This window comes from Pseudomonas putida (assembly GCF_001636055.1).
Lineage (GTDB): Bacteria > Pseudomonadota > Gammaproteobacteria > Pseudomonadales > Pseudomonadaceae > Aquipseudomonas > Aquipseudomonas machongensis.
This window is the reverse complement of the sequence record NZ_CP011789.1, coordinates 4,982,613-4,998,149: the sequence shown is the minus strand read 5'-3', so window position 1 is coordinate 4,998,149 and position 15,537 is coordinate 4,982,613. Positions and strand designations below refer to the sequence as shown.

Below are 15,537 nucleotides of genomic sequence, written 5' to 3'. Positions count from 1 at the left end.
CACACGAACGCGCATGGCCGCGTGATATCGTGCAGGTTCATAGCAGCCGAAATACACTGGTTTGCACCCATTTGGTGCATTGTGACCCAGGTTTCCGCATCGCTGTAATCCCGCACTTCTATTCCACTCTCTGCATGTCATGCCTGTGGCAGGGCGGAGGGTCCCGGTTCAGGGGCGGTAGTCAGCCAGTTCGACTTTTCACGTTTATGCGGAGTGATCATGCCCAAGGCTTCCCACCAAGATCTGCGTTTTGCCTTCCGCGAACTGCTCGCGTCGGGTTCGTGCTATCACACAGCTTCAGTCTTCGACCCGATGTCGGCGCGCATTGCTGCCGACCTGGGCTTTGAAGTCGGTATCCTCGGCGGCTCGGTCGCTTCCCTGCAGGTGCTCGCCGCCCCGGACTTCGCCCTGATCACCCTGAGCGAATTCGTCGAGCAGGCCACACGCATTGGCCGCGTCGCCCAGTTGCCCTTCATCGCCGATGCCGACCATGGATATGGCAACGCGCTGAACGTCATGCGCACGGTAATCGAGCTGGAGCGCGCCGGCGTGGCGGCGCTGACTATCGAAGACACCCTGCTGCCGGCCCAGTTCGGTCGCAAGTCCACCGACCTGATCTCGGTGGAAGAGGGCGTCGGCAAGATCCGTGCAGCGCTGGAAGCGCGAGTCGACTCGTCGCTGTCGATCATTGCCCGGACCAACGCCGGCGTACTGACCACCGAGGAAATCATCGTCCGCACCCAGAGCTACCAGAAGGCCGGTGCCGACGGTATCTGCATGGTCGGGGTGAAGGATTTCGAGCAACTGGAGCAGATCACCGAGCACCTGAACGTGCCGCTGATGCTGGTCAGCTACGGCAACCCGAACCTGCGTGACGACGAGCGCCTGGCGCGCCTGGGCGTGCGCATCGTGGTCGATGGCCATGCGGCGTACTTCGCTGCGATCAAGGCCACCTACGACTGCCTGCGTTTGCAGCGCGGGCAGCAGAACAAGTCCGAGAACCTCAGCGCCACCGAGCTTTCGCACACCTACACCCAGCCTGAGGATTACATCCGCTGGGCCAAGGAGTACATGAGCGTCGAGGAGTGACCGACAGGCGTTGTCGGGCTACCTGAGGGCGCTCAGCGTTGCGGTGTGCGGGACGCAGTGCTCGTGTGCGCAACTGGCTGCGGTACTGGGCTGGCTGCGCAACAGCTCGACGCGCCAGCAGGCCGAACCATAGAGCCCGGCCACGGCGACCAGGGCCAGGACGATCACGCAGCGTCTGGATTTGATGCCCATGTTGCCTACCTCCTGCTGTGACCACAGGTGATACTTGCAAGCATAGGTCAGTGTGCAGCAATTGCCTGGGGCGAACATCGAGATCGGTGTGATTTGCGTCGCAGCGGCGCAAGGCCGCTCCACGCACTAATCCAACTCCCGATCCCACTCCGGTTCTTCGCTGAAGCGTTGGGCAAGAAAGTCCAGCATGCTGCGCAAGGTCGCGGGCATGTGTTTGCGTGAGGTGTAGACCGCATTGAGGTTCAGCTCCCGCGGTCGCGCCAGGGGCAGTAGTTTCACCAACTCGCCGCGACGCACTGCGCAGGCGGCCTGGTAGGTGGGCAGCATGGCGATTCCGGCACCGGCCAGGGCGGCCTTCTGCAAGGTCAGGGCTTCGTTGGCGCTGATATTGCCCTGCACGGGCACCGCGACCTGTTCACCGGCCACCTCGAAATGCCACAGGCTGTGGCCGAAGTAGGCGTGGGTCAGGCAGTTGTGCTGGGTCAGCTCCTCGACTTGCTGCGGCGTGCCGTACTCGCGCAAGTAGGCGGGGCTGGCGCAGACCACCGAACGGCAGACACTCAGGCGTCGGGCAATTAGGTTCGGGTCCAGGTCGTTGCTGGTGCGGATCGCCAGGTCGATGCGCTCGTCAACCAGGTTGACCGTGCGATCGAGCATCTGCAACTCCACCTTCACCCCCGGATAGCGCTTCACGTACTCCGCCACCGCATCCACCAACTGCGCCTGACCGAACGAGGTGCTTACGCTGATGCGCAACTCGCCGCGCGGCGCATCTTCAGGCGCACGCACCGCTGTCTGCAGGTCGCAGGCCAGTTCCAGCATCTGTCGGCAGCGTGGCAGGGTGTCCAGGCCCGCGGCGGTCAGGCTCAGCTTGCGCGTGGTGCGCTGCATCAAGCGTGCGCCGACCCACTCCTCAAGCTCCGCGAGATAGCGCGACACTACAGGCCTGGAAAGCTCCAGGTGATCTGCCGCAGCCGACTGGCTACCCAGGTCGACGACGGTGACGAACACGCGCATGGCGTTCAGACGGTCCATGATTTGCCCGATTTCAGAAACAAACTATGTTCAAGCATCGCATTTTTTGTGACGGATCGGGCAACTAAGCTGTGTTCCATCGTCCCGCTTTCAGGAACCTCACCATGTCGATTTTCACTCCACTGCGCAGTCTGATGCTGGCCTGTATCGCCCTGACGGGCCAGGCAATGGCGGCCGATCCGCTGCACCTGGATGTCTACAACCCAGGCCATGACGCACTGTTCCCGGTCAGTTCGGTGATCGTCAGTGGCGAGCGGGAGGCTGTGCTGGTGGATGCGCAGTTCGGCAAGGCTCAGGCCGAGCAGGTGGCTGAGCGCCTGCGTGCCAGTGGCAAGCGGCTGACCACCATCTACATCAGCCATGGCGATCCGGACTATTACTTCGGCCTCGACACCCTGACCCAGGCGTTTCCAGACGCCAAGGTGGTCGCCTCCGCTGCCACTGTGGCGCACATCCGCCAGACCATGGACGCCAAGCTGGCGTACTGGGGGCCGCAGATGGGCGCCGACAAGCCCGCGAAACTGGTCGTACCCCAGGTGTTGGCCGGTAACCGTCTCGAGCTGGAAGGGCAGACGCTCGAAGTCGTTGGCCTGGACGGCCCGCAGCCCGACCGCAGCTTCGTCTGGATTCCCTCGATCAAGGCGGTGGTCGGTGGTGTGGTGGTTTCCGAGAACATTCACGTATGGATGGCTGACACCCAGTCTGCCCAATCCCACACCGACTGGCTGGCAACGCTTGCACACATCGAAAAACTCGCCCCGCGCACGGTGATCCCAGGCCACTACCTGGGGCAGAGCAGCCGTTCGCTGGATGCCGTGCGCTTCACTGCAGGCTACATCCGCGCCTTCGACAGCGAAGCGGCCAAGGCTCGCGATGCGGCGGCGCTGATCGCTGCAATGAGCAAGCGTTATCCGAACCTGGCCGATGAAAGTTCCTTGGAGCTCGGGGCCAAGGTCGCAAAAGGCGAAATGAAGTGGTAACCCCTTACAACCCTGATGGAGTGTTTCCCATGAGCAAGATCGCAATCATCGGTGCCACCGGCCGCGCCGGCAGCCAGTTGCTGGAAGAGGCTCTGCGCCGTGGCCACAGCGTGGTCGCCATCGCACGCGATCCGTCTTCGCTGCAGGGCCGTGAAGGTGTCACGGTCAAGGCGCTGGATGCCAAGGACAGTGCTGCGCTACAGGCGGCAGTCACAGGCGTGGACGCTGTGCTGAGCGCTGCGCACTTCTCCACCGTTGCGCCGCAGGCGATCATCGAGCCGGTCAAACGCGCCGGGGTCAAGCGACTGCTGGTGGTCGGTGGTGCCGGCAGCCTGCTGCTGCCGTCGGGGCAGCGGGTGATCGACAGCCCGGACTTCCCCGAGGCGTACAAGGCCGAGGCCAGCGCCGGCGTGGGCTTTCTCGATACCTTGCGCCAGGAGCCGACCCTCGACTGGACCTTCCTTTCGCCTTCGGCCGAGTTCGTCGAGGGTGAGCGCAGCGGGCGCTATACGCTCGGCAAGGATCACCTGCTGATCGGCGCCGATGGCAAGAGCTGGATCACCTTTGCCGACTACGCCATTGCCTTGATCGACGAACTGGAAAAGCCTGCCCATACGCGCCAGCGCTTCACTGTCGGCTACTGAGGTGTCGCTGCCAGCCTTTCGCAGGTGAATCGCGGCGCAGTACCGAGTTGACGGGAGCGCAGGGCGGCTAAAGACTGGCGCGTGCCTGCAGCCACTCCAGCAACTCGCCCAGCCCCGGCGGCAGGCTTTTCGACGGGCAGACCAGGTAATAGCCTTTGCCCGTCATCACCTTCAGTGCAAAGGGCATGCATAACCGCCCACTGCGCAGGTCATCGCCGATCAGCGCCCAGTCGCCGATGGCCACCCCGGTCCCCTGGGAGGCCATGGCCATCGCCATGTCCAGTGTCTCGAAATGCTGGCGTCGGCCCTGCGGCTCGAACGCAGCGCCGGCCGCCTGCAGCCACAGGCGCCAGTCACGCTCGTCGCGCGAGGGGTGCAGCAGCATGTGCCGCGCCAGGTCCTCCACTCGCTCCAGAGGCATGCCGCCTTGCAGCAACGAGGGGGCGCACACCGGTGTCAGTTGCTCGTCGAACAGCTTGCGCACCAGCGAGCCCTGCGCGGGCGGGCTGCCATACACCACTGCCGCATCGAAGGCTTCATGACGAAAGTCCACGCCGTGCTGCACCGTCGTGGTCAGTTCCACCGGTACATCCGGGCGCAGTGCCTGCCATTCCATCAGCCTCGGCAGTAGCCAACGCATCACGCAGGTCGGGGCCTTGAGCTGCAAGGTGGCGGTGCGCGCGCCAACCTCGCGCACGCCCTGTTCGATCAGGGCGAACACTTGCTGCACCCGCGGCAGCCAGTCCTGGCCTTCACGGGTCAGGCTCAGGCCACGGGCCTGGCGCTGAAACAAGGGGTAGCCAAGTTGCTCCTCGAGCCCGGCGATCTGGCGGCTGACAGCGCCCTGGGTGATGTGCAGATGCTGGGCGGCTCGGGTGAAATTGCAGTGCTGGGCGGTGACCAGGAAGGTGTGCAGGGCGGGGAGGGGAGGGAGTCGTTTCATCGTGGCGAGCCATGATCTGGAGACATGGCTAGTATGTGTTTTTTTGCATTGTCGCGGTAGCCGCAGCTTGCTTCCATGAGCACTGATTTCAACAAGAATCAGGGTAAAGACGATGGCAACCTGTGGCGAAGTACTGGTCAAACTCCTCGAAGGCTATGGCGTAGACCATGTGTTCGGGATTCCCGGCGTGCATACCGTGGAGCTCTATCGCGGGCTTGCGCGCTCGTCGATCCGTCATGTCACGCCGCGCCACGAGCAGGGCGCCGGCTTCATGGCCGACGGCTACGCGCGTACGCGCGGCAAGCCGGGAGTGTGCTTCATCATCACCGGCCCCGGCATGACCAACATCACCACGGCCATGGGCCAGGCCTATGCCGACTCGATCCCCATGCTGGTGATCTCCAGCGTGCAATCGCGCAATGCACTGGGCGGTGGGCGCGGCAAGCTGCATGAGCTGCCGAACCAGTCTGGGCTGGTGGCGGGCGTTTGCGCGTTTTCCCAGACCCTGATGAGTGCCGATGACCTGCCGCAGGTGCTGGCCCGCGCCTTCGCGGTGTTCGACGGTGCCCGGCCACGCCCTGTGCATATCGAGATTCCGCTGGATGTGCTGGTCGAGCCAGCCGACCACCTGCTGCAAGTTCGCCCGGTGCGCACCAGCCGTGCAGGCGCCGCGCCGCAGGTGGTGGCGCAGATGGCCGAGCGGCTGGCCAAGGCCCAGCGTCCGTTGATCCTCGCCGGTGGCGGTGCGCTGGCGGCAGGCGAGGCCCTGGCGCAACTGGCCGAGCAGCTCCAGGCGCCGGTGGCCCTGACCATCAATGCCAAGGGCCTGCTGCCGGGTGCTCATCCGTTGCAGATCGGCTCGACCCAATCGCTGCCGGCAACCCGTGCCCTGGTTGCCGAGGCCGACGTGGTACTGGCCATTGGTACCGAGCTTGCCGAAACCGACTACGACGTGACCTTCAAGGGCGGATTCGAGATCCCCGGCAGCCTGCTGCGCATCGACATCGATCCGGACCAGACCGTACGCAACTACCTGCCGGAGCTGGCACTGGTCGCCGATGCCAAGCTGGCTGCCGAAGCCCTGGTTGCAGCGTTGGCCGAGCAGCCTGCGGTGCGTGACGAACGCTGGGGCGCTGCCCGTGCCGAGCGCCTGCGCAACGACCTGGCTGCCGGCTGGGACCAACCGACCCTGAGCCAGACCCGTCTGCTTACCGCGATACTGGAAACCTTGCCCGACGCCGTGCTGGTGGGCGACTCGACCCAGCCGGTCTACACCGGCAACCTCACCCTTGACCTTGCGCGTCCGCGTCGCTGGTTCAATGCTTCGACCGGCTACGGCACGCTCGGCTATGCCTTGCCGGCGGCGATGGGCGCCTGGCTTGGCAGCGCCGAAGTCGTGGCTGAACGCGCCCCGTCGGTGTGCCTGATCGGTGACGGCGGCCTGCAGTTCACCCTGCCGGAGCTGGCCAGTGCAGTCGAGGCACAGGTACCGCTGATCGTGCTGCTGTGGAATAACCAGGGTTACGAAGAGATCAAGAAGTACATGGTCAATCGCGCCATCGAGCCTGTGGGCGTGGACATCCACACCCCCGACTTCATCACCGTGGCGCAGGGGCTGGGGGCTGCGGCCGAACATGTCGGCGATGTGGCGCAGTTGCAGGCCGCGCTGGCGCTGGCGGTCGAGCGCAAGGGGCCGACCCTGATCCAGGTGGACCAGGCACAGTGGCAGGCAGCGGTGGCCGGCTGAGGCGCGCGGGGGCTTGCAGATTCAACCCGCGCTCGAGCGCAGGCGCGCCATGTCGCGAATCGGCGGCGCACCATACAGCCGGCTGTACTCCCGGCTGAACTGCGACGGGCTTTCATAGCCCACCCGATACCCCGCCACCGCGGCCTCCAACCCATCGTTGAGCATCAGGCGCCGGGCTTCCTGCAGTCGCAGTTGCTTCTGGTACTGCAGCGGGCTCATGGACGTCACGGCCTTGAACCTGTGGTGCAGGGTCGAGGTGCTCAGGTTCACTTCCCGGGCCAGCTCCTCGATGCGCAGCGGCAGGTGGAAATGCTTGTTGAGCCAGGTGATCGCCTGGCTCACGCGGTGTGTCTGGCTGTTGGCCAGGGCAATCTCGTACAGGCGATGCCCCTGCGGCCCGCGCAGCAGGCGGTAGAGGATTTCGCGGCGAAACAGCGGGGCCAGCATCGGGATGTCGCGCGGGCTATCGAGCAAGCGGACCAGGCGCAGCAAGGCATCGAGCAGGTGCGCATCGGTCTTCTCCACATACAGCCCAAGCCCGGACTGCACGCTGGGCACCAGCATCGGGCCGTTTTCGGCAATCAACTGGCTGATCTCTGCCGCGTCCAGATCGATCCGCAGCCCAAGCACCGGGTTTTCCGGGCTGGCGTCGAGCCTCACCCGGCTGATCGGCATGGTCACCGACACCACCATGTAGTGCAGCGGGTCGTAGGCATACTGCTGATCGCCCAGGAACAGACTCTTGCTGCCCTGGGCCATGACGCAGAGGGCCGGCAGGGCCAGGCCCGGCTTCGAACGGATGTTGTCTTCATAGCGCGACAGGTACAGCTGCTCGATGGCCGTCGGTGGTCCGTGGGGATCGCCTGCGTGCCTCAGGATCAGGTCAGCGAGTTCCAGACGCTGGTTTTCCAGGGTCGGGTCGAGAGCGGCAAGGGCAGTGGTCATGATCGAATTCCTCCAGGGACCGGGCCAGCATAGATTTGGGCAACATCCTGCGCTAGCCAAATGCTGCCGACCGATTGCCTGATCCTGCATTGCGGCAGGATCAGGCAATCGATAGACAGAAATGGCCTAACGCAGGGTGCGGGCGAGGACCTAATCTTGGCAGCCTGGCTTTTCCGTCCCGCCTGCTTCAAGGAGATCGTTCATGACCTTGCATCAACCGGTCACACACTTGGCTTTCATCCGTGCCAGCAGCGGTCGTTCGGCGGAACTCGGCATGCGCCTGCGCGACCTGCTCGAGCCTTCGCTGCGCAGCCCAGGCTGTCTGGCGTTCACCGTCCAGCGCTCCCAGGTTGACGCCGACCTCTGGCTGCTCAGCGGCAGCTGGCAGGACCAGCAGGCCATGAGCGGTTACTTCGCTTCGCCGACGCTCGAGGTCTTCGGCGACCTGCTGCAGGAGCGGGTGGTGGCGAGCATGGACCTGCAGACCTTCGATTGAGGGTTGGTCGCGGGTAAACTTCTCGCGGGCAAGCTTGCCCATGAAAAGGCCACTACCGTAACGCCTGCTGCAGTAGAATCCCGCCCCTCGTTCAACAGCTGGAGCACAGCAATGGCACGTAGAGAATTCCCGGGCTTCGAGGCCGTTTCGGCGATGGTCCCGGTCGAAGGTGGTGGCTACCACGCGGCAATCGCGGTCAAGGCCCTGCACATGGGGGGGGCACCGCGCTTTCACAAAGTCCTGGAGGGCCAGGTATTCAAGTCGGCAATGGCCGCTGACGAGGCGGCCTGTGCCGAACTCGAACGCCTGCAGGGCGTCGGTGAAGAGGGCGAGCTGGCCTGGTGATCAGGCCTGCGGGCGACGCATCTTGAACAGGTTGCCCAGCTCGAAGTAATCCGCCGGGCCACCGCCACGCAGGATCGGCTCGGCGGCAGCAGTGTCGTAGATACCCTCTTTGAGCAGGTGTTCGGCGATATGCACGGCCACCACTTCACCCAGGATCAGCCAGCTGGGCACCAGCTCCTGATCGGCGCGCTTGAGCTGGATGATCTGGCTCACCTTGCACTCGAAGTTCACCGGGCTCTCACCCACCCGCGGCACGCCGACCACGTTCGAGGGCGCCGGTGTCAGGCCGCTCAGCTCGAATTCGTTGATATCTGCAGCCACTGCCGCGCAGCTCTGGTTCATCTGCTCGGCCAGCGGGCGCGTGGCCAGGTTCCAGACGAACTCGCCGGTCTGTTCGATGTTGTTCAGGCTGTCTTTGCGCCCGACGCTGCAGAAACCGATGATCGGTGGAATGTAGTTGAAGGCGTTGAAGAAGCTGTAGGGCGCCAGGTTCAGGCGACCTTCGCGATCATGGGAGGAGATCCAGCCGATGGGCCGGGGGCCGACGATGGCGTTGAACGGGTCGTGGGGCAGGCCGTGGCCTTTGGCGGGTTCGTAGTAGTGCATCTGCGCAGGGCCTTGGCCCTTCCTCTGGGACGGACGAGGCGCCTAGTGTGCCAAGCCTTGAGCTGGCTGGGAATGATCAAGCCCGGCCAAAGCCGGGCTGGGTGACACGCATCAGTGATCAGCTGATGCGGTGGGCGTTGGTGCGGCTGAAGCCATCTTCAGCGAAGCGCTGGCCGCCAGTGCGGTCGAAGCCGTCTTCGGCGAAACGTTGGCCGCCAGTGCGGTCGAAACCGTCTTCTGCAAAGCGTTGGCCGCCAGTGCGGTCGAAACCGTCTTCTGCAAAGCGTTGGCCACCAGTGCGGTCGAAGCCGTCTTCGGCGAAGCGCTGGCCACCAGTGCGGTCGAAGCCGTCTTCAGCGAAGCGTTGGCCGCCAGTGCGGTCGAAGCCATCTTCGGCGAAGCGTTGGCCACCGGTGCGGTCGAAACCGTCTTCTGCGTAGCTGGCCGATTGGCTTTGTGCAGCGGCGAAGGTGTGGGCGTTGGTGCGGTCAAAGCCGTCTTCGGCGAAGGCACCTGCGGCGAAGACCGAAAGGGCCAGGGTCAGGATCAGTTGGTTTTTCATGGTCGTTGCTCCAGTAGATTCGAGGGGGTTTGTTCTTGCTATGGATCTCATGCTACGCCGATTAATTTGATTAAAAAGCGCAAAAAATTACGTAAAATAATCAATTTAATCGATGTGTTTGCGCGCGAGATGTCCAAATAAGTAGCTGTCGGCTCTACCCCGCAGCATGCGGCATATCAAATATCCGAAAGCGTTCTGTCAGCGCTTGGAGGTTGCTCCACCTCAATTAATGGCGAGTTAAGGACTCAACCCTTCGTCGCTCTCGACGCCGAACGGTTTTTTCATTCCTTTCCAACCGATTTTTCAGACGTTCGTCTTCAACATCGCCGCATTCCAGAAACCGGAGCGGCACACGATGAATAAACTTCCGCAAATCACCTTGGCCTTCTGGGTCATGAAGATCTGCGCCACCACGCTGGGCGAGACGGCTGGCGACCTGCTGTCGATGACGCTCGACATCGGCTACGGCATGAGTTCGCTGTTGTTGATCAGTGTGTTCTTGCTGACGTTGCTCACCCAGCTTGATTCCCGCCGCTATCACCCAGTGCTCTACTGGCTGGTGATACTGTCCACCAGCACCGCTGGCACCACCATGTCCGATTTCATGGATCGCACGCTCGGGTTGGGTTACGCCGCAGGTTCAGCGCTGCTGATCGGCATCCTGCTGTTGACCTTCGCCCTGTGGCGGCTGAGTGGTAATCCACTGGATGTCACGCGCATCCGTAGTCGTGCGGGCGAGTTGTTCTACTGGGTTGCGATCCTGTTCTCCAACACCCTGGGCACCGCACTGGGCGACTACCTCGCAGATGATTCAGGCCTGGGCTTCGCGGGTGGCGCCCTGCTGATCGGCAGTGCCATCGTGTTGGTGGCTATGGCGCGTTACTGGACCCGAATCCCTGGTGTGGTGTTGTTCTGGGTAGCCTTCGTGCTGACTCGGCCATTCGGTGCAACCCTGGGCGATTTCCTCACCAAGCCATACGAAAAAGGCGGTCTGGACTTTGGCACGATCGGCTCTTCCATGGTGTTGGGCGCGATCCTGCTGGCGCTGGTGCTACTGGCCACCTACTACCAGCGTCGTCAGCCGCAGCAAGTGCTGGAAGTATCCTGACCTCCAGAAAAAAGGACTGACGCGAACGGTACAAATGCCCGCAGCAGAGCTTTTTTGCGGCCGCAAAAAAGGGCCGTTCCACCGGAACGACCCTTTTCAATTACAGCGAACGCAGAATCAATCAGTGGTGATGCGCGAGTGCTGCTTGGTGTCCTTCATGGTCGCGTAGACCAGCAGCGAGCAGGCGATGCAGCCGGTGACGTACCAGTAGAAGCCGGTTTCCATGCCGGCGCTCTTGAACCACAGCGCCACGTACTCGGCGGTGCCGCCGAAGATCGACACGGTCAGTGCGTAGGGCAGGCCAACGCCCAGGGCGCGGATCTCGGTGGGGAACAGCTCGGCCTTCACCACGGCGTTGATCGAGGTGTAGCCACTGACGATGATCAGCGCCGCCATGATCAGGAAGAAGGCGCCCCACCAGCTCTGGATGGTGTGCAGGGTGCTGAGGATCGGTACGGTGAACAGGGTGCCCAGCACGCCGAAGGCGATGAGGATCGGGCGCCGGCCGATCTTGTCGGACAGCCCGCCGATCACCGGCTGCAGGCACATGAACAGGAACAGCGTGGCCGCCGAGATGGTGGTCGAGTCGCTGATGCTCATGCCGACGGTGTTGACCAGGTACTTCTGCATGTAGGTGGTGTAGGTGTAGAAGGCCAGGGTGCCGCCCATGGTCAGGCCGACGACGGTCATCAGCTCCTTGGGGTGGCGCATCAGGGTGCGCATCAGGCTTTCCTTGGACTTCTCCTTCTTGGTGAAGGAAGCGGTCTCTTCCATCCCACGGCGCAGGTACAGCGCAACCACCGCACACAGCGCGCCGATCACGAAGGGCACACGCCAGCCCCAGGCATACAGCTGTTCGGTGGTCAGCACGTTCTGCAGGATGATCAGCACCGCCAGGGCGATGAGCTGGCCGGAAATCAGGGTGACGTACTGGAAACTGGAGAAGAAGCCACGGCGTTCCTTGCTGGCCATCTCGCTGAGGTAGGTGGCCGAGGTGCCATATTCACCGCCGACCGACAGACCCTGCATCAGGCGTGCGATCACCAGCAGGATAGGCGCGGCGACGCCGATGGTTTCATAGCCCGGCGTCAGGGCGATGACCAGCGAGCCTGCGCACATCAGCAGTACCGAAGCCATCAGCGCAGCCTTGCGGCCCTTGCGGTCGGCGTACAGCCCCATCAGCCAGCCACCGATCGGGCGCATCAGGAAGCCCACTGCGAAGATCGCGGCGGTGTTGAGCAGTTGTGCGGTGGTGTCGCCAGCGGGGAAGAAGGCTTTGGCGAAGTACAGCGAGAATGCGGCGTAGACGTACCAGTCGTACCATTCGACCATGTTGCCGATCGAACCGCTGAAGATCGACTTGAGACGACTGGCGGTGGTTTTTTCCGCGGCGGGCGCAGTGGCCGCCCCGGCGGGCAGGGTGGTGGCGTTATCCATCAGGGATACCTTCTCGTTGTTTTTGTGAGGCGCGCGGGACCGCGGCTTGAGAAGGGTTTTGCAGAAGCTGTGCCAAATGAGGGCGTAACGATCCGAATGAGGTGTCGGCCGCCCCATCCTTGGGCATGCCAGCGCCCCAGAAACGCGATGGATCAAGGCCTGCACTGTATCCGTAGAGCGGGCTTGCCCGCGAACAGCCGCGCTGCTTGCACCGGCCAGACACAGGCCATATGAGCGGTAACCCGCCTATTGGCAGCTTTTGATCGGCAAGATTCCGCTCATTCGCGCTCGATAAAATCCTCGCGCATCAGGCCATGGCGCTGCATCTTCTCGTTCAGCGTACGCCGCGGCAGTTGCAGCGTCTCCATGACCCCTTTGATCTCGCCCTTGTGCTGACGCAGCGCGGCGCGCAGGCATTGCAGCTCGAACGCCTCCATTTGTTCGCTCAGCGACTGACCTCCCGGCGCCACCTCGATGCTCGATGAACCCAGCCCCAGCGCATGGCGCTCGGCGGCATTGGCCAGCTCGCGCACATTGCCCGGCCAGTCATGGGCCAGCAGTTGTGCCAGTTGCGCGCCTGAAAGCGGCGGTGTGCTGCTGCGCCCCAGGCGCTCGGCGGCGGTACGGACGAAATGCTCGAACAGCAGCGGGATGTCCTCGCGCCGCTCGCGCAGTGGCGCCAGACGCAGTTCGGCAACGTTCAGGCGGTACGCCAGGTCTTCGCGAAATCGCCCGGCGCGAGCCTCGTCGAGCAGATCGGGTTTGGTCGCGGCGATGATGCGCAAGTCGACGCTGATGCTCTGGTTGGCACCCAGGCGTTCGAGTTTCTGCTCCTGAATCACCCGCAGCAACTTGGCCTGCTGGGCCAGTGGCATGCTTTCGATCTCGTCGAGAAATACCGTGCCGCCGTTGGCATATTCCAGCTTGCCGATGCGTTTGCCCTGGGCGCCGGTGAAGGCGCCGCTCTCATGGCCGAACAGCTCGGCCTCGAACAGGGCTTCGGGGATTGCCGCGCAATTGAGGGCGACGAAGGGTTTGTCGGCGCGTGGGCCGAAGTCGTGCAGGCATCGCGCCACGCGCTCCTTGCCGCTGCCGGTTTCGCCGCGGATCAGCACATTGACTGGCAACCCCGCCAGTTCCAGTACCTGCCGACGCAACTGTTGCAGGCCCTGGGACATCCCCAGCAGGGTCGCTTGCAGCCGTTCCTTGAGGTCGGCCTGCTGGTGCAGCGCGCGGTTTTCCAGCACCAGTTGGCGCTTGTCCAGGGCGCGGCGCAGGCTGCCCAGCAAGTGCTGCGGGGTGAAGGGTTTTTCCAGGAAGTCGTAGGCACCCTTGCGCATGGCTTCCACTGCCATCGGCACATCGCCGTGACCGGTGAGCAGGATCACCGGCAGGTCAGGGTCTTGCGCCTGCAGGTGCTCGAGCAGTTGCAGGCCATCCATGCCCGGCATGCGCACATCGCTGATAACCACGCCGGGGAAGTGCTGTGGCAGTTGCGCGAGACATTCCTCTGCGCGGGCGAACAACTGCACGCTGAAGCCGGACAGGCTCAGCCATTGCTCCACCGCGGTGCGGATGCTGGCTTCGTCGTCGACGACGATCACTGAATTCAACATGCAGGCTCCAGGTCGCGGGGCAGGGTAAGGCTGAAGCGGGCACCGCCAGGCAGGTTTTCGACCTGCAACTGGCCGCCGGCTTCATGAACGATGCCATAGGAAATCGCCAGGCCCAGGCCCAGCCCTTCGCCCACCGGCTTGGTGGTGAAGAAGGGGTCGAAGACGCGGGCCAGGTCGGCATCCTTGATGCCGCCACCGGAGTCGAGCACGCTCAGGTGCCAGCGTTCGTCCTCGGCTTCGATACGGATCTCCAGACGTTTGTAGCGCTTGTCGGCCATGGCGTCGAGGGCGTTGTGCAGCAGGTTGATCAGCACCTGTTCAAGGCGGATCGCGTCGCCGCGCACCCACGCAGGACGCGCCAGGTACAGCGCCACCTCGACCTGCTCGCCGCGAATGCGGGTGTCGAGCAGGTGCAGGGCCTGGTCGACCACGGTGGCCAGATCAAGACGCTCGCGCAGCCCGCCTGGGCTATTGCGTGCGAAGGTCTTGAGGTGGCCGGTGAGGGCGGCCATGCGCGTGAGCATCTGCTCCAGCGGCTCCAGCGCCTGACGCGCCTGTTCATGGCGGCCATGGTCGAGCAGCAGGCGCAGGGTTTCCAGTTGCATGCGCTGGGTGGTCAACGGCTGGTTGATCTCATGGGCCAGCGCCGCCGACATCTGCCCCAGCGCCGCCAACTTGGCCGACTGCACCAGGCCTTCCTGGGCAGTGCGCAACTCGCGTGTGCGCTCCTCGACCAGGCGCGTCAGCTCTTCGCGGCTGCGTTGGCGCAGGCGGGCGATGCGCAGGCGCTGGCTGACGAACAGCACGGCGAACACCAGGCTCAACCACACCGCGGCGCCAGACAACGCCGCGTTGCGGGCATCCTCGCTGACCTGCGGCTTGCGCAGCAGATGCAGGGTCCAGCCTTCGGTGGCCAGCGGCAAGCTCTCCCACAGATAGTCGGCGCTACCGTCCGGCCCCTGCACGCGGCTGAACGTGCTGCGTTCGTCGAAACGGGTCAGCAACTGGTGCTGCAGAGGGACCAGGGGCTGTTTGTCGTACTGGCGGGTTTCGGCCAGCTCAGCGCGGTCTGCGGCGGTCAAGGGCTGCAGCTCGCGATAGCGCCAGCCGTTCTGGTTGGCGATGAAGATGATCCCGCGCGCATCGCTGACCAGCAGGATGTCGCTGCCCAGGCGCCATTCGCGTTCAAGCTCGGGGAACTCCAGCTTGACCACCATGGCACCAAGGAAGCGTCCGTGCTCGTCGTTCACTGCGCTGGACAGGAAATAGCCCGGCACGCCGCTGGTCACGCCGACGGCGTAGAAGCTGCCGGTGCCCTGGCTGCGGGTCTGCTTGAAATAGGGGCGAAAGCCATAGTTGGAGCCGACGTACGTGGTCGGCAGGCGCCAGTTGCTGGCTGCCACGGCGAGACCGGTGCGGTCGAGCAGTTCGAGGGTCGAGGAGTTGGCGGCACCGTTGATGCGTTCGAGCTTGCGGTTCAGCGCATCCTGCAGCGATTCGCCGACCGGGCCGCGCAGGGCGTCGATCAGCTCCGGGTCCAGCGCCAGGACGGCGGGCAGGGCACGGTAGCGTTCGATGAGCGTGTGCAGGCCATTGGCGTAGAGGGTCAATTGCTCGCTGGCCCGGCGTGCGTCGGTCTGCATCGCCTGGCGCTTGGCGTGGTGCATCGCCCAACTGGCGCTGAGGGCAGTGCCGACCAGGATCAGCAGAATGATCAGGGCCAGGCGCAGTGCGCGGAAGGGTGAGGGCATGGTGCGGGTCCGGGCGTTCTGTTTAAAGTGCCGGCCCCTTC

General features: G+C 63.9%; 16 protein-coding genes. 7 read left to right on the top strand and 9 right to left on the bottom strand.

What is annotated here, in order from left to right:
- Positions 1 to 219 precede the first annotated feature (219 nt).
- The gene (locus AB688_RS22505; RefSeq protein ID WP_054894495.1) at positions 220 to 1,089 is read left to right on the top strand and encodes an isocitrate lyase/PEP mutase family protein; all 870 of its coding nucleotides are present in this window, start codon (positions 220 to 222) and stop codon (positions 1,087 to 1,089) included.
- 18 nt (positions 1,090 to 1,107) lie between these two features.
- Here the strand turns inward: AB688_RS22505 and AB688_RS27080 are convergent, their stop codons facing one another.
- Both AB688_RS27080 and AB688_RS22500 read right to left on the bottom strand, forming a co-directional pair.
- The gene (locus AB688_RS27080) at positions 1,108 to 1,281 is read right to left on the bottom strand and encodes a hypothetical protein (RefSeq protein WP_172964814.1); all 174 of its coding nucleotides are present in this window, start codon (positions 1,279 to 1,281) and stop codon (positions 1,108 to 1,110) included.
- A gap of 126 nt (positions 1,282 to 1,407) precedes the next feature.
- Complete coding sequence (locus tag AB688_RS22500) at positions 1,408 to 2,316, bottom strand: LysR family transcriptional regulator (protein ID WP_063545952.1); 909 nt, start codon at positions 2,314 to 2,316, stop codon at positions 1,408 to 1,410.
- Between the two features lie 104 nt (positions 2,317 to 2,420).
- Between AB688_RS22500 and AB688_RS22495 the strand changes: the two genes are divergently transcribed.
- Positions 2,421 to 3,296 carry an MBL fold metallo-hydrolase gene (locus AB688_RS22495; RefSeq protein WP_063545951.1) on the top strand — a complete coding sequence of 292 codons (876 nt, stop codon included), beginning with the start codon at positions 2,421 to 2,423 and terminating at the stop codon, positions 3,294 to 3,296.
- Between the two features lie 29 nt (positions 3,297 to 3,325).
- Positions 3,326 to 3,940 carry an NAD(P)-dependent oxidoreductase gene (locus tag AB688_RS22490; protein ID WP_063545950.1) on the top strand — a complete coding sequence of 205 codons (615 nt, stop codon included), beginning with the start codon at positions 3,326 to 3,328 and terminating at the stop codon, positions 3,938 to 3,940.
- 67 nt (positions 3,941 to 4,007) lie between these two features.
- On the opposite strand, the gene AB688_RS22485 is transcribed toward AB688_RS22490, so the two are convergent.
- Positions 4,008 to 4,883 carry a LysR substrate-binding domain-containing protein gene (locus tag AB688_RS22485; protein WP_063545949.1) on the bottom strand — a complete coding sequence of 292 codons (876 nt, stop codon included), beginning with the start codon at positions 4,881 to 4,883 and terminating at the stop codon, positions 4,008 to 4,010.
- Positions 4,884 to 4,995: 112 nt separating this feature from the next.
- On the opposite strand from AB688_RS22485, the gene AB688_RS22480 reads away from it, so the two are divergent.
- The gene (locus AB688_RS22480) at positions 4,996 to 6,630 is read left to right on the top strand and encodes a 5-guanidino-2-oxopentanoate decarboxylase (protein ID WP_063545948.1); all 1,635 of its coding nucleotides are present in this window, start codon (positions 4,996 to 4,998) and stop codon (positions 6,628 to 6,630) included.
- 21 nt (positions 6,631 to 6,651) lie between these two features.
- Here the strand turns inward: AB688_RS22480 and AB688_RS22475 are convergent, their stop codons facing one another.
- Positions 6,652 to 7,575 (bottom strand): AraC family transcriptional regulator, encoded by a 924-nt coding sequence (locus AB688_RS22475; protein WP_063545947.1) that lies wholly within the window; start codon positions 7,573 to 7,575, stop codon positions 6,652 to 6,654.
- 202 nt (positions 7,576 to 7,777) lie between these two features.
- Here AB688_RS22475 and AB688_RS22470 point away from each other — a divergent pair, with 202 nt between their 5' ends.
- Together AB688_RS22470 and AB688_RS22465 are read left to right on the top strand one after the other, a co-directional pair.
- On the top strand, positions 7,778 to 8,071 hold the full coding sequence (locus tag AB688_RS22470; protein WP_063545946.1) for a putative quinol monooxygenase: 294 nt from the start codon (positions 7,778 to 7,780) through the stop codon (positions 8,069 to 8,071).
- A 111-nt stretch (positions 8,072 to 8,182) separates the two neighbouring features.
- Entirely contained in the window at positions 8,183 to 8,416 is a 234-nt protein-coding gene (locus AB688_RS22465) for a hypothetical protein (RefSeq protein ID WP_063545945.1), read from the top strand.
- On the opposite strand, the gene AB688_RS22460 is transcribed toward AB688_RS22465, so the two are convergent.
- Positions 8,417 to 9,022 (bottom strand): flavin reductase family protein, encoded by a 606-nt coding sequence (locus AB688_RS22460; protein ID WP_063545944.1) that lies wholly within the window; start codon positions 9,020 to 9,022, stop codon positions 8,417 to 8,419. It lies immediately after the preceding gene.
- Between the two features lie 118 nt (positions 9,023 to 9,140).
- On the bottom strand, positions 9,141 to 9,584 hold the full coding sequence (locus tag AB688_RS22455) for a hypothetical protein (protein WP_063545943.1): 444 nt from the start codon (positions 9,582 to 9,584) through the stop codon (positions 9,141 to 9,143).
- Between the two features lie 355 nt (positions 9,585 to 9,939).
- On the opposite strand from AB688_RS22455, the gene AB688_RS22450 reads away from it, so the two are divergent.
- Entirely contained in the window at positions 9,940 to 10,692 is a 753-nt protein-coding gene (locus AB688_RS22450) for a hypothetical protein (RefSeq protein WP_063545942.1), read from the top strand.
- Between the two features lie 117 nt (positions 10,693 to 10,809).
- Here the strand turns inward: AB688_RS22450 and AB688_RS22445 are convergent, their stop codons facing one another.
- The 3 genes from AB688_RS22445 to AB688_RS22435 form a co-directional block, all read right to left on the bottom strand.
- Positions 10,810 to 12,129, bottom strand: a complete 1,320-nt coding sequence (locus AB688_RS22445) for an MFS transporter (protein WP_054894483.1) — start codon at positions 12,127 to 12,129, stop codon at positions 10,810 to 10,812.
- 278 nt (positions 12,130 to 12,407) lie between these two features.
- Positions 12,408 to 13,745, bottom strand: coding sequence for a sigma-54-dependent transcriptional regulator (locus AB688_RS22440; RefSeq protein ID WP_063545941.1), 1,338 nt, complete (start codon positions 13,743 to 13,745; stop codon positions 12,408 to 12,410).
- On the bottom strand, positions 13,739 to 15,496 hold the full coding sequence (locus AB688_RS22435; RefSeq protein WP_063545940.1) for an ATP-binding protein: 1,758 nt from the start codon (positions 15,494 to 15,496) through the stop codon (positions 13,739 to 13,741). The genes AB688_RS22440 and AB688_RS22435 overlap by 7 nt, the downstream gene beginning before the upstream one ends.
- Positions 15,497 to 15,537: the final 41 nt, after the last annotated feature.

What these genes read in the sequence shown, in the direction of transcription:
- AB688_RS22505 (WP_054894495.1), top strand. Translation starts at nt 220, where the DNA reads ATGCCCAAGGCTTCCCACCAAGATCTGCGTTTTGCCTTCCGCGAACTG.
- AB688_RS27080 (WP_172964814.1), bottom strand. Translation starts at nt 1,281, where the DNA reads ATGGGCATCAAATCCAGACGCTGCGTGATCGTCCTGGCCCTGGTCGCC.
- AB688_RS22500 (WP_063545952.1), bottom strand. Translation starts at nt 2,316, where the DNA reads ATGGACCGTCTGAACGCCATGCGCGTGTTCGTCACCGTCGTCGACCTG.
- AB688_RS22495 (WP_063545951.1), top strand. Translation starts at nt 2,421, where the DNA reads ATGTCGATTTTCACTCCACTGCGCAGTCTGATGCTGGCCTGTATCGCC.
- AB688_RS22490 (WP_063545950.1), top strand. Translation starts at nt 3,326, where the DNA reads ATGAGCAAGATCGCAATCATCGGTGCCACCGGCCGCGCCGGCAGCCAG.
- AB688_RS22485 (WP_063545949.1), bottom strand. Translation starts at nt 4,883, where the DNA reads ATGAAACGACTCCCTCCCCTCCCCGCCCTGCACACCTTCCTGGTCACC.
- AB688_RS22480 (WP_063545948.1), top strand. Translation starts at nt 4,996, where the DNA reads ATGGCAACCTGTGGCGAAGTACTGGTCAAACTCCTCGAAGGCTATGGC.
- AB688_RS22475 (WP_063545947.1), bottom strand. Translation starts at nt 7,575, where the DNA reads ATGACCACTGCCCTTGCCGCTCTCGACCCGACCCTGGAAAACCAGCGT.
- AB688_RS22470 (WP_063545946.1), top strand. Translation starts at nt 7,778, where the DNA reads ATGACCTTGCATCAACCGGTCACACACTTGGCTTTCATCCGTGCCAGC.
- AB688_RS22465 (WP_063545945.1), top strand. Translation starts at nt 8,183, where the DNA reads ATGGCACGTAGAGAATTCCCGGGCTTCGAGGCCGTTTCGGCGATGGTC.
- AB688_RS22460 (WP_063545944.1), bottom strand. Translation starts at nt 9,022, where the DNA reads ATGCACTACTACGAACCCGCCAAAGGCCACGGCCTGCCCCACGACCCG.
- AB688_RS22455 (WP_063545943.1), bottom strand. Translation starts at nt 9,584, where the DNA reads ATGAAAAACCAACTGATCCTGACCCTGGCCCTTTCGGTCTTCGCCGCA.
- AB688_RS22450 (WP_063545942.1), top strand. Translation starts at nt 9,940, where the DNA reads ATGAATAAACTTCCGCAAATCACCTTGGCCTTCTGGGTCATGAAGATC.
- AB688_RS22445 (WP_054894483.1), bottom strand. Translation starts at nt 12,129, where the DNA reads ATGGATAACGCCACCACCCTGCCCGCCGGGGCGGCCACTGCGCCCGCC.
- AB688_RS22440 (WP_063545941.1), bottom strand. Translation starts at nt 13,745, where the DNA reads ATGTTGAATTCAGTGATCGTCGTCGACGACGAAGCCAGCATCCGCACC.
- AB688_RS22435 (WP_063545940.1), bottom strand. Translation starts at nt 15,496, where the DNA reads ATGCCCTCACCCTTCCGCGCACTGCGCCTGGCCCTGATCATTCTGCTG.